We start from the raw sequence: 13,593 nt of genomic DNA, 5'->3' as shown, positions 1-13,593 counted from the left end.
CAGGTTTATTTTTATCATCTGGATCATTTAGGCACACCCCAAGAAATCAGCGATGCAAGAGGCAATATCGTCTGGTCCGTTCAATATCGCGCTTATGGTAATGTAGCGAGAAAACAAGTTGAGCATATCCAAAACAACCTGCGGTTCCAGGGCCAATATTTTGATGAAGAAACCGGTCTACACTACAACCGACACCGGTATTATGATCCAGGGTTAGGGCGGTTTATTAATCAAGACCCGATTGGAATTAAAGGGGGATTAAATCTTTATAAATATGCTCCCAATCCAGTAATGTGGGTTGATCCTTTTGGGTTAGTAAAAGTATATAGAAATCTACGTATGGAAGACAATCCAGCAAGAGGGTTTAAAAAAGAGGACCCTGTTAAAAGATTAGTGGCAAACAAACCAGGTCGAAATATGACCGTTGACGGACATGTAAGAACAGGTAGTAGAAACAAAGGATCACAATTTATCTCCACTACACTAGACCGAGAAGTAGCTGCAAAATGGAATGTACCTGGACAAACTACAGTAATGTTTGATACTGATGACATTATTCCAGATGAGCTAGGAAACCGACAGGTTATCGATATTTCTACTCGCGAAAAAGCTGCTTCACATGGTGTGAAAGGTGTACCACTCAATTTTGTGGGAGACTCAAAAGAAGTTTTAGTCGTTGGAAAAGTTCCAGCTAGTGCAATAAGTATTGTTGATATCAAGGCTCATGTTAAAAAAGCCACAGATTGTAAGTAGAGGGTTATGCATGGATTTAACAGATGCAATTAGTACTGTAAGAAAAGAGCTTATTGAGGAGGGAGGAATGCTTCACCGAATAGCTCTGTATGAAGGTATAGATTTAAAAGCAGCAAATAGGCTAAAAACAGCTTTAAAGTCATTAGCTGACTATTATAAGGATAAAAATGATATTCCAAAAAAATTAGCTGCAGCATTTATAGATTTAACACCACTTTTTGAAAGGTCTATTGATATGTATAGTGAAATAGAACAAGAGCAAATCGAAGATATTCGTAATGATATAGTTTCGCTAGCAGTGGATTTATTTAGCTAAGTGAATTTTGGCGAAAGTTTTATAAATTATGTAGTGACAAGCATCACTACAAAGATATGATGCTTGTAGCTGCTAAAGATTTATGAACAGATATTACATTCCAAATATTGCCTAATCAGCGATGCATGAGACAATGGCTTACTTGGGTTGTTAATATCAGTATTCGTTTCATAGTCCAGCAGAACAAGCCCTTGCTTATTTGCAATTTCTGTAAGCTGTATTAACTCCCTTTGTAATTTGTTCTCTAGCACCCAGTTATAAGCAGGTAAGTAAATTTCTTTCCTAGCCTCAATATAAGGTAAAAGTTCTCCGTCAACTCCTCGGCGATGGCCAAGCACTTTACCAAAGCGCCTTACGGTTCTTTTAATACCTTTCATAGTTGTTATCGAAAAACATTTCATATCAACATCAGTTGTTTTGAAGACCTTTAGCCCTTGCCATATTCCTTCCACTGATGCAGCTGTTCTCGTTGAAAAAGGTATAGGTATATCACCATGTGGATAGAAAGGACTAAATTTTACCCAAGGCATTTCCGCTTTTGAGGTTACATCAATAATTTGACAGCCAGGAAACTCTCTTTCTAGGGTTTGCAGCTTTTTTCTTTTGCTAGCAATATGGATTTTAGTCAAGTTATTCATAAGAATACATCATTTCATATAAAAACATGGCTAGCATACTATAAAAACATTCAAAATTATCCCTATTAGTTCAGTATATCAGATTACCACTCACTTCTTTTAACGTTTTGAACTGATGCAAATACTATCAAGTAAAACGTTAGTATTTGCATTTCCTACTTTCAGTCATTATGGCAAAGGAAGACCTGAGTTCATCTATGTTAGTGTCTTATTACCCCCTTCTGTACACATACTCCAAGAGCACTCACTCCTAGTTCTTTACGGTTATTACTAATAATTTTTTGTTTAGCTTCCTCACATTGGCTTTTGGATAAAAAGCCTTCCACTTCTTGTGTATGAATTGCTCCATAACCTGTTACTAATGTAATAAATAGAATATATTGCATGATTGGTATTCCGTGTTGAAGTACACTAGTGGTAATAATTTACGTGAGAGGATATTGTAAAAAGAACAAATATAAAGTAATTTTCAGTGTCTTTTTGTGAGTGAATGTAACGTAAGTCAGCGCTGTATTTGCTGGTCTTATTATACTGAAAAATACCACTTAAAGGCTTATTTTGTTGTATATTGGTATTAGCCTAAGGCCATATTTTGTATAAAACGTACCCAATAAGATTAGGGTGAAAAGCGACGTCAACAAAGCCTACAAGTCATTCGCGAATGATTTATCTTAACCCAACACTAAGAGTGGTGGGAATAGCTATAGTGTACTTAGCCCTCATTTTAAGCCGTACTTTTCGTAGACTTTATCCATAAAAGTATGACCAGACTTCGTCTTGCTACTAGAAACTTTATCAATGCCATCCTGAAGCATTTTAACAATAAAGTCTGGAGTATTTTTATTAAATGCATAAAAAGCAGGTATTGACTGAAATGAATATACAACTTCAAAATCATCAGTATTATAACCCGATTTAGTAAACATCCAGTTAGCTACATTGATTTCATATGCCCACAGATCAAACCGGTCTAAAACTAACATTTTTGCTAGCGTTTCAGGGTGGTTGTTACCATATTTTAAATTTACAGGTTTTACCCCTACTGATTTTACTTGTCTTTCTCCTGCATCATCCTTCACAACACCAATAGTGAAATTGTTAAGCTCATTAATATTATGAATTTTTATCTTAGAACTTTTCTTCGCAATTAGAGAAACTCTTGCTTTTATATATGGACCAGCCCACTTGAATAAATGTTCACGCTCATTTAGACGGCTCATCCCAAACAATACTATACCGGGTTTGTTAAGAGCCATATTATAACCACGAGTCCAAGGTAAAACCGTAATTCTCCTTTTATCAATCGGACATTTTATAGCCTTTAGCGCTTCAATCAAAAGATCAACTGCTACCCCTTGTAGTTCTCCATTTTCAACAAAGTTATGGGGAGGATAGTCTTCTGTAATATAAGTCAACTTTTGCAGAGGGCAACTTATTACAAGAGGAGCTGCCACCATTAAAACAACTATTTGAATTATATAAAGCCATCTAATCATGATTCTCAGGCCATTGCGTTGGTTACACCCTTTAAGATACAGGCTACTATCCACACTACGATTTTTTAGCTTACTTTACACATGGCCCTCTGGGTAATGTCACCGTAAAACATGCTCCTCCTTCTGGGTTATTGCTAGCCGCCAAAGTCCCACCAAGATCTCTAATAAAGCTATAAGCAATTGATAATCCTAAGCCTAAACCAACCCCCACTTCTTTTGTAGTGAAAAACGGGTCGAAAATATGTTCAATTATATCAGCATCTATACCTGGGCCATTATCAATTACTTGACAAATAGCGCTTTCATCTTGTCCTTTTAGTATTAACTGTATATTTTTATCCGGTTTTTCTTTTACTGCACTTGCTGCATTACTAACCAAATTACTTATCACTTGCTCTAGTCTGGTTTTATCGCCTATAACAGGTAACTGATGAATATCAGGCATTAGCTGTAAATCAACTGTTGGCTGATCTGGCTGTTGATTAAATACCATTAAAACATCGTTAACTAAACTAACTAGATCAATTGAAACTAAAGTAGAAGGCTGACTATAAGCAAATGTTTTAAGTTGTTTTGAAATATTTGTCATTCGCCCTGTCAGCTGTTCTATTTGCACTAAATTATCAGTTAGCTCCATGATACGCTGATGCTTTAGTAATAAGTGACAGCTAGATAGATAGGTTCTTATTGCTGTAAGTGGCTGATTAAACTCATGTGCTATTGCAGCAGACATTTCACCTAAGGCTGCTAGCTTTTTCTTTTGCACTAGCTCTGTCTGGGCTGCTTCCAATTTTTCAGTTCGCTCTAATACCCTTTCTTCCAGTTTAGCATTTGCCTCTTGTAAAATCGCTTGCTGACTAGCTAAATGCTCATCCTGTGTTTTTTTCATCAATTCTGTTGCCAGACGACGTTGCCTTATTACGAAACCGGTCAGTAAAGCAAATAACCCAAACAAACTCGCTAGACCAGTTGTTAACTGACTATATTGTTTTGCAGCTGTTGTGCTGGAAAGAAATACTAACGACCAGTTTAAGTCTGGTAACTGTATCGTTTGAAGTAAATAATCATCTGGAATCGCCGCAATTTTTACCCTTCTACCTAATTGTGTTTCACTAATTGTTGAAATGGCTAACGGCTGTATTTGCTCATTACTAAATAACTGAGCCTCCTCAATTTCTTGCTTTACTTCTGGGCTAAGGGCTTTAAAACTGCGATATTTCCATTCAGGGTTAGAAGCCAATACCACAACACCGTAATGATCGATTACCATCACTGATTCTTCAGCTTGCCGCCAGATAGCTTGTAATGGCTCTAAGTCTACCTTAACAACAGCAACTCCAATTAGTTTAGCTTTTGCTGATAATACGGGATAAGAATAAAAGTAGCCTGGTTTTCCAGTAGTGACGCCAATAGCAAAGAACTGTCCCGGCAGATTTTGTTGTGCAGCTTTAAAGTAAGGCCTAAAGCCATAATAATTGCCGACAAAGCTAGCCTTAGTGTATGCATTACTAGCGGCAATGGTATGACCATCAGCATTAAGAATGAATACAGCTGCAGCATTTGCTGCCTGCTCTACTCGAAAAAGGTAATCATTCACCCATCGTTGCAAAGATTCACTAGCCGGGTATTTTAATAACTGTTTTACCTGGCTCACTTGAGTAACCATATAAGGTAAATGTCGGTATTTTGATAAAACACCTTCAATACTGCTGTTATACAGCACTAATCGATTCTTACCCACCCCCGCTAACTGCTGAAACTGCTGATGCATCACCAGCTGGTATATTACACCACTTAGTAACAGGCCAACCAGCAGCACTATGATGAGCCCAACAGGTAAGCCACCATATCTTGTACGACATAAGTTAGATTTATTATAAACCACTTGATTGATGTCCTCACTGACACAACAATGTACAGTTTACAGGTCTAACGCCCTATACGCAGAAAATTCAGCTGAGTTATTACAATGAGTGAGCCGTTTTTGCCACTACCCGAAGCGTTTATTAAACGCCTCCAGCAAATTGTTCCACCACAGCAATTAGCATCGGTTCTGGAGAGTTTTTATCAAATAAAGCCTACCAGCTTTCGAATTAACACACTTAAGAGTGACCCTGAACAGGTTAAACAACAACTGCAAGATGAAGGTTTTGACTTGCAGCCTGTAGCTTGGTTTAACCAAGCCTTTACTATCCCAAATGAGCAACGTCGCGCTTTAACTGAGTCTAACGCTTTTTATCAGGGTGAAATTTATATTCAAAGCTTATCCAGCATGCTAGCACCTATTGAATTAGCGCCCCAGCCAGGAGAAACGGTTTTAGACTTGGCAGCAGCCCCTGGCGGTAAAACACTTCAGATGGCCTGCATGATGAATAATCAGGGTGCTCTCTCAGCAGTTGAACCCGTTAAGAGCCGATTTTTCAAACTTAAAGCCAACTTAGAACAGCAAGGCGCCTCTATGGTGAAAACGTATCTAACAGATGGTCGTACCGTAGGGGGGAAATGTCCCGAACGCTTTGATCGAGTTTTACTTGATGCACCTTGCTCCAGCGAGTCACGCTTTAGCCAACTCACTCCCAAATCATGGAGCCACTGGAGCCTTAAAAAAGTTAAAGAAGTCGCTAAAAAGCAAAAAAAACTGCTGCTTTCGGCACTATATAGTTTGAAGCCTCGCGGTATTATGCTCTACAGTACTTGTTCATTTTCTCCAGAAGAAAATGAAGCAATAGTTAATCATATCCTAAAGAAATTTGGTGAGGCAGTTATATTAGAGCCTTTGCAGCTGTCTATTAATAGGCTACAAGTTCCAGCTAACAACTTACAAGCCCATAGTAGTACTAGTATCCCACTTGAGATTCAGCCAGGCTTAACTGAATGGAATCAAAAATCCTTGCATCCTGAGCTTGCAAACAGCACTCGGGTCTTACCTAATAAGGTTATGGATGGATTTTATCTATGCAAACTTAAAAAGATAGCCAGTTTTTTTTAAAACTGACTCAGCTTTTCTACCCTGCCATGCAGTTTACTGGCTTTCCGGGGGGAACCCCTCCCCCCGGCAGCCTATACTGCTTATATCCTATAACTTTTGCAGGATTCTCCGTGCTTTTGCTGTGAGATAAATCAGTTTAAATCGTTTATCATCAGGGTATTGTTTTACTCTGATCAATTTGTCACCTGGGTTTCCAGCTCTACCCTCCTCCAAACGACGTATAGTCGTAGCGACATTTTTCTCATTTACACCCATAAATTGAGACAACTCAGAAACTGAACAGCCTTCATTTTCACCAATTGCCATTAGGGTTGCCAGCGTCCGCACGGTTAGACGGGGATATTGATTTGATAAATTCACAAGTTTTTTCGTGTTCATGGTATTACTAGTCTTGGCCCTTTAATAGTTTTTTTAGAGTATTGGTCTATCCCTTGCTTGTACATCATGAGTAGTATCCGCTCAACTCAACTTTTAGCTAATACACCTAACGATATATCATTAGAGTATTCGCTGGTTTACGTCATAATAACTTTGCCGGCTATTCGTTAACCATTATCTCGGTTATAGGACATTTATCCCTAGCACCCTTTTATCTTTAGTATCCAAGCAAATACTCCCATTACCTAGATACACTCCCATTTCCCAACATAGCCTATATCCAAATACCTTCCTTACCTCAACACGCCCCTCCCTGGTGAGGATAGCTAAAGCTATTTGTTTCCTGGTATTTGCTATTCCTAATCACGATGTACTTTCTCCATGCCAGCGAAACTGGCAAATAATATTATAGCTGATTCAATATGTGTAGTATGTTTAAAATTGCAAATAAATTGTTAGCCTTTCGTAGAAAGCTAGAAAACATCACATTATTAGTCAATATTTGGTATTGATTTTCTGTAAACAGACTTAGACTGTCTTCTTAATAAACAATAGATAGGTTGCATACTGGCTTATAGGTAATCATTATTTATTTTTATAGCGCTCAATATTCTTTTTCAAATAATATTGAAAGGCTATTAGCCCCAACTAAGATATCATTCAATTAGCTATAACATGTGTTATTTTATTATCTATCAACCTTTCTTTATGCATTTACAGAACTAAACCCACATTATTTCATTATATTCAATACTATTTCACACAATACACACCCATAAACCCTGGGGAGCAGCCAAAAAATAAATACGACTTATAGTGCTTAATAAGTAATATAAGTTGTTGCTTACATTTCAACAGCTTGTTCCTATCAATAGCTATAAACAGCCGTATAACCTCCGTCTACAGCTCACAAGTACGACTACGAGATAAACTGTATACAACTAATAGGCAATAATCACTGTCGTAATTAATGCTATAGCTAACTGGAATCGCAATTGATAATGACGATTTATGATAAAAGATAAGGACTGTATAGATGTACAGCTTACAAGTGTGTTAGAAAATGCGAGGCAAAACACTTCATAAATTCTCTCAAAAAGCATGGGTGTAGTTTTTGATATGAATTGGTTATTAGTATTATATAACATGTCTGACCTTGGTTAGGGCTAGCCTACATATGTAGTGGGCTTAAGCCTGCTAGAGCCCCTCTGCCGTTTTATTGTTTTTCTATCAGTTGACGCTTTTTTATTTGTGCTGATTGTAAATAATTATTTTTAAGTTAACAACTGTAGTATTTGAAATTTTAAGTTTGCAAACTCAGCATCAACACAGTGAAACTGTTAGCGTTCAACTCAAAAAACCATACACCAAACAGTAGTTTTGGTTAATTTGCACGAGCTCTCAATATAAACAGCAAATGAATTGCTCACATCGAAGGATATTCTTAAGCCCTGAAACTATCGTCAAGATAAGACTACCAGCAATTCAGTATACGACTATAGATTCACTCTGACTTGCAGTAAATATATACATATCAAATACACGACTATAGTAGTATCTTGAAAAGCACCCCCTGAAAAACAACCAGAGGAAGATTAATACTTAAACTAAAGTATAGCTTGTAAGACACCTATAAAGCAGTAAGAAAAACAAGCTGAGGCTATCGCTTTACCAGGTATATACACTAATTCTAAACCTACGTGACATCTTAAAGCTTAAAAACAGAAAAGACCCAAGTTTTCGGACATATCTTTCACTAACTTATTATTACTCTGACTACTTAGTCACAAAGTCGTATAGGCGCATCGGAAAAAATAATATAAAACAATTACATAACAATAAAAAGTTACTAGCACCTTAATAAGAACATTCGACATAACTAGGGTGCGATTCTACTTACGGAGTGACCCAATGTACCAACCTACTCGTAGCTTACTTGCTGCCTTAATAATTGCACCATCTATCATTACCTATTCAACTGGCTCACAGGCAGCTGCCAGCGCAGCACATGGTATTCCTAATGAAGCAATAGGCCAACCAGGTAGCCCTCACCAATGGACATCTGCTCGAAAAATAGGCGTTGGCACTTCTGCTAATGACCAGTCTAAAGTATGGTTTAGCCTCGTTGATGGTATAGTTTCTGAAGTATATTGGCCCCAAATAGACATGGCCCAAATCACTGACTTGCAGTTACTGGTATCAGATGGCAAAAGCTTTTTCATTGAAGAAAAGCAACTTCAACATCAAGTTACCTACATAGATGACAAATCTTTGGCTTATCAACTTACAAATAGCGATCCTAACAACCGATTCACTATCACCAAAAAAGTTATTACAGACCCCAATCGAGACACGCTTATTCAAAATATAAAAGTGACTGTTAACCAGCCCAATCTGAAATTCTATGTATTGCTGAACCCAGCGATTAGCAACACAGGTTTATATGATTATGCAGAGGCTACACAACAGACACTGTATGCCTGGGATGACAGAATTAAACAGGCTGATCAGCAGCCACAAGCTTCACAAGTAATTGCATTGATTAGTGACATACCTTATCGAAAAACATCCAGCGGCTTTGTTGGTAAGTCAGATGGCTGGCAAGATCTGACTGATAATTTTCAAATGGACTGGCAATATCACACTGCCAGTAATGGCAATGTAGCATTGATTGCTGAGTTGGATTTACCTGAAAAACCTGGTAGTTATGAGTTCAACTTAGCGCTAGGGTTTGGGAACTCTAAAAGCGCAGCCAAACACTTAGCCAGTCAATCACTAAACAGCGGATTTAAGCCTCTGGCTCAGCAATATATTCGTGGCTGGAACAATTACTGTGACAGCTTAGCAAACCTCAGCAATATGAGCTTTGATAATGGCAAGCTTTACTATACCTCTGCCATGGTGCTTAAAGCCCATGAAGATAAAACCTACAAAGGAGGAATGATTGCTTCGCTAAGTATACCTTGGGGCACTTCCCAATATGACTATCAATCTGGCGATGATCGTGGAGTAATACCAGGTTCACCAGCCGACGGCTATAAAGATGGCCCCGTTGGATATCATGTGGTTTGGCCACGAGACTTATACCAAGTCGCCACAGCTACGATTGCTGCAGGTGATTTTGAAACAGCTAAAAGAGCGCTCCATTATCTAACCAAAGTACAGTTTAAAGAAAAGGATGGTAGCTGGCAGTTTTGTGAAAACACCATTCCAAAACATGGGTCTTTTCCGCAAAACTTTTGGTTATCAGGTAAACCGCACTGGTCGGGTATGCAGTTAGATGAAACCGCCATGCCAATTATCTTGGCATGGCGGCTTTGGCAACTCGGTCAACTATCACCCCAGCAATATTACCAGTCTTTCATTAAGCCTGCGGCTTCATTCATAAGCCAAGTAGGACCATGGACCCAGCAAGAGCGCTGGGAAGAAAATAGTGGTATTTCTCCTTCTACAACAGCTGCCGCGATAACCGCACTAATTGCTGCTGCTGACTTTGCTGAGGCTGCTGGTGACAATAAAACAGCTAATCACTATCGTCAGCAAGCAGATCAATGGGTCATGGGCATTGATTACTGGCTTTTTACCCGTACAGGCGTTTATGGTAATGGCCATTATTACGAGCGAATCGACAGCAGCCAACAGTGCTCAAAAACCGCCAACCCAAATGATCAACAACTACTCTATATTGCGAATGGAGGTGGGCAGTATCAAGAACGTGCTATTTTAGATGGCGGCTTTTTAGAACTTGTGCGCTTTGGTATTAAATCCGCTAATTCTGAGCAAATACTAGATACATTGGCTGAATACGACAAATTATTACAGGTAAGAACTCCAAGGGGTTTTGGGTATTATCGCTATTCTCATGACGGTTATGGAGAAACTTTATCAGGTAAAGATTATACAGGTGAAGGCAAAGGCAGATTATGGCCACTATTAACAGGCGAACGCGGGCATTATGAGTTGGCTAAAGGCAATAATATCGATACTTATATTAAGTCCATGGAAAACTTTGCTAATGAAGGCCGAATGTTACCAGAACAAGTATGGGATCAACGCACTGGGCCTTATAAAATGGGAGAAGGCACTGGTGGAGCAACACCGTTAGCCTGGAGCCATGCTGAATATATTAAATTATTAGCCTCAAAACAGGCGAACCAGCCATTAGATACTATTAGTAGTGTTGTAGAAAGATACCAAAGTTGTATAACCACGATTAATATCAATGTTGATGTAGGGTATAACCATAAAGTCTCCATCCGAGGTAACAAAGGTCCTCTTAATTGGAATCAAGGTGTTCAGGCCCATTGGCTACCGGGCAATACCTGGCAAGCCACTTTATTTGGTGTTAATGAGCCATTTGAATACAAAGCGTTAAAAGACGACTCTCAATGGCAATCAGGAAAAAATAATATTGGTAAACCCTGTGAAGTGAATACAGTTAACGTCAGCTTTTAACCAATAATTAAATCAATAAAAAGAAAAGCCTCTATACTTTTAAAACTAAATATAGAGGCTTTTCGCTCAAGCAGACTACAGGACAAATAGCTTTATTACATATACTTTATTTTTCAACAAAAATTACCACAACTCCCAACATTAAAAACATACCAATAAGCATTTGCAGAAAAAATGGCAGGGTCATAGATCCTCCATTTGTGTTTTTTACTTCCGTCCTCAGTTGAGTACTCACAATTTAATTATAGGTAAGGACCAGTGTACTTCTATATTAATTTGCTCTATAGCATTTTACTTGAGCAGTCTAAATTAAAACTATAGTTTTAATTGTGATGTTTTTAATAACAAATTTTGTAGATTTTCATTATCCGTATTTAATACAGCTACTTCAGCTTTTGACAATATTTCATTCAAGGGAGTATTAAATGGTTTACATATTTCTTTCAAGTCATCTAAGCAAGATAATAATATATCAGTTTTATAAATTGAAATTTTTTCCAATTCCATGAGTGAATCTTTTATTTTTTCTTTAGTTTTATCAGGTATTGACTCAACATCATGTTTAATGCTATGAGCATTTATATTATAGCTATCTTGGTGTTTTAAATATTTATGAAGTGCTTCTACAAGCAGATCTACACTAATAGGTTTAGTTAAATAATCATCTACACCAGCATCCAAAGCTCGCTGTTGTTGTTCGCAAAATGCCTCTGCAGATAAAGCGACTATAGGCACCTTTCTTTCTTTTAGTATTTGCCTAATAGCCTTGGTAGCATCTAAGCCACTCATTTCAGGCATATGCATATCCATTAAAATTAAATCATAAGAGTCAGATCTAAGCTGACTTTCCACTACTTTATCAATGGCTGCCTGACCGCTACTAACACAGTCAATTGCTAAACCAAAGTCTTCAAACATGGCCTTCATAACTTCTTGATTTAATGGTGTATCTTCAACAACTAAAATTTTATTTTCTTTTGAAAAAAGTAATGAAGTACCAGTTTTTTGTGAATAAACCTCTTCCTTTTCATCAGTAGCTATGTAAGGAATTTTAACTTCAAAAGTTGATCCACAGCCTGGTTCACTTTCGACAGCAATGGTTCCCCCCAATAGGCTTACTAATTTACTGGTAATCGCCAGTCCTAATCCCGTCCCTCCATAATTTCTCGTAATTGAGTTATCTGCTTGCTGAAATGACTCAAAAACCTCTTTTTGTTTATCTTTAGATATTCCTATGCCTTCATCTTCAACTTTAAAAACTATTACACTATCAGAGAGTTTTTTCTGCTCCATAGATACAACTATTTTTACACTTTTATAGTTTGGCGTAAATTTTATTGCATTGCTTATAATATTAGTTAATATTTGGTTTAATTTTGTTCTATCTGACTTAATCATGTCTGGCAATGCGCCATCAAAATGATAACTGTAGTCGAGCTCTTTATTGTAAGCAGAAATTTTGTTGATATGAAATATACCCTGAACTAAAAGTTTTAAATTAATATCCTCATAGTAAACATCTATACGGCCCACTTCTATTTTAGATAGATCCAAAATATTATTTATCAGCTCAATTAAGTGCTCCCCACTCGATTTAATATTCAAAACAAACTTTTTCAATTCATAACTAATCTGTTTTTTATCAAAACGCATCGCTAATATTTGACTAAACCCAATAATTGAGTTTAGTGGCGTTCTTATCTCATGACTCATATTAGCTAAAAATTGAGATTTAGCCTGACTTGCTTTTTCTGCTCGTATTTTTTCATAAACAAGCTTTCCTTCAATTAGCTTTCTATTATTTAGCTCTTGCTTAAGCCTATCAACCATATTGCAAAAACTAACCTCGAGCTCTTTCAATTCATTATTATTTTTATTTCCCGTTTCCAGTTTAAAACCATCTAAACTGTCAAAATTAATTGCTCTTGTTGTTCTCGTTAATACTTTTAGCGGCTCACCCAATAGCTTTCCAGCAAAAAAAACTATTATTAGAAGCAACGCTATTGTTTTAATAAATCCATTTACAATTAATAAAATAAAACTATATTCCACTCTTTCGAGCACCACTTTATTACTAGAATACAAAGTTAAGTATCCAAGCAGCTGGTTTTGGTTATCAACTAGTGGCAATTGATAGTTAAAGAGTGTTTTTAGTATTTTGTTATCTACGTTGGTGCTGGCTTCAATGCCATCAACATTGACGACTAACTGTGTATCTGATGTTAACTCTGTATCTCCAACAATTCCTATTAACTGTTGTTCAGCATTTTTTAGCTCTACACCAACTACAACAGGTATTTGTATTATTCCAAGAAGAGTTGAATAGACTTGTTCATTATTTAAATGCCATAAGGCTTGTGTTAGTACTGGAGAAAATATATCTGTATATTTTATTAGATCACTGTTAACATTATTTTTTTCATCTTTATATTGAGTAGCCAATTGAAATACTGTTGTCACTATTGCTACTATTACATACACACCAAAAACAGCCTTAATTAAAGAATAACCAACAGTATTCTGCTTTTCTTTTAGCAACAGCTTCAGCATTTAAACACCTATAAAATA

At 37.1% G+C, this 13,593-nt stretch carries 10 protein-coding genes; 4 read left to right on the top strand and 6 right to left on the bottom strand.

What is annotated here, in order from left to right; all coding sequences use genetic code 11:
* The coding region (locus ORQ98_RS20060) for an RHS repeat domain-containing protein (RefSeq protein WP_274690603.1) at positions 1-753 on the top strand (753 nt) is incomplete at its 5' end.
* A gap of 10 nt (positions 754-763) precedes the next feature.
* On the top strand, positions 764-1,069 hold the full coding sequence (locus ORQ98_RS20055) for a hypothetical protein (protein ID WP_274690602.1): 306 nt from the start codon (positions 764-766) through the stop codon (positions 1,067-1,069).
* Positions 1,070-1,149: 80 nt separating this feature from the next.
* Here ORQ98_RS20055 and ORQ98_RS20050 read toward each other — a convergent pair whose 3' ends face one another.
* The 4 genes from ORQ98_RS20050 to ORQ98_RS20035 all read right to left on the bottom strand — a co-directional run bounded on the left by ORQ98_RS20050 (position 1,150) and on the right by ORQ98_RS20035 (position 5,088).
* Positions 1,150-1,707 (bottom strand): DUF6939 family protein, encoded by a 558-nt coding sequence (locus ORQ98_RS20050; RefSeq protein ID WP_274690601.1) that lies wholly within the window; start codon positions 1,705-1,707, stop codon positions 1,150-1,152.
* A 200-nt stretch (positions 1,708-1,907) separates the two neighbouring features.
* Positions 1,908-2,093 carry a hypothetical protein gene (locus tag ORQ98_RS20045; RefSeq protein WP_219340064.1) on the bottom strand — a complete coding sequence of 62 codons (186 nt, stop codon included), beginning with the start codon at positions 2,091-2,093 and terminating at the stop codon, positions 1,908-1,910.
* A gap of 333 nt (positions 2,094-2,426) precedes the next feature.
* A complete protein-coding gene (locus ORQ98_RS20040; protein WP_274690600.1) occupies positions 2,427-3,203 on the bottom strand; it encodes a substrate-binding periplasmic protein in 777 nt (258 codons plus the stop codon).
* Positions 3,204-3,273: 70 nt separating this feature from the next.
* The gene (locus ORQ98_RS20035; protein ID WP_274690599.1) at positions 3,274-5,088 is read right to left on the bottom strand and encodes a sensor histidine kinase; all 1,815 of its coding nucleotides are present in this window, start codon (positions 5,086-5,088) and stop codon (positions 3,274-3,276) included.
* A gap of 84 nt (positions 5,089-5,172) precedes the next feature.
* Between ORQ98_RS20035 and ORQ98_RS20030 the strand changes: the two genes are divergently transcribed.
* Positions 5,173-6,192, top strand: a complete 1,020-nt coding sequence (locus ORQ98_RS20030; protein WP_274690598.1) for an RsmB/NOP family class I SAM-dependent RNA methyltransferase — start codon at positions 5,173-5,175, stop codon at positions 6,190-6,192.
* Positions 6,193-6,279: 87 nt separating this feature from the next.
* On the opposite strand, the gene ORQ98_RS20025 is transcribed toward ORQ98_RS20030, so the two are convergent.
* The gene (locus ORQ98_RS20025) at positions 6,280-6,570 is read right to left on the bottom strand and encodes a MarR family transcriptional regulator (protein ID WP_180569082.1); all 291 of its coding nucleotides are present in this window, start codon (positions 6,568-6,570) and stop codon (positions 6,280-6,282) included.
* A 1,911-nt stretch (positions 6,571-8,481) separates the two neighbouring features.
* Here ORQ98_RS20025 and ORQ98_RS20020 point away from each other — a divergent pair.
* A complete protein-coding gene (locus tag ORQ98_RS20020) occupies positions 8,482-11,025 on the top strand; it encodes a glycoside hydrolase family 15 protein (protein ID WP_274690597.1) in 2,544 nt (847 codons plus the stop codon).
* Between the two features lie 315 nt (positions 11,026-11,340).
* Here the strand turns inward: ORQ98_RS20020 and ORQ98_RS20015 are convergent, their stop codons facing one another.
* Positions 11,341-13,575 carry an ATP-binding protein gene (locus ORQ98_RS20015; protein ID WP_274690596.1) on the bottom strand — a complete coding sequence of 745 codons (2,235 nt, stop codon included), beginning with the start codon at positions 13,573-13,575 and terminating at the stop codon, positions 11,341-11,343.
* Positions 13,576-13,593: the final 18 nt, after the last annotated feature.

Origin of the sequence: Spartinivicinus poritis (assembly GCF_028858535.1) — a bacterium.
Lineage (GTDB): Bacteria > Pseudomonadota > Gammaproteobacteria > Pseudomonadales > Zooshikellaceae > Spartinivicinus > Spartinivicinus poritis.
This window is presented reverse-complemented; position numbering and strand designations above follow the sequence as displayed.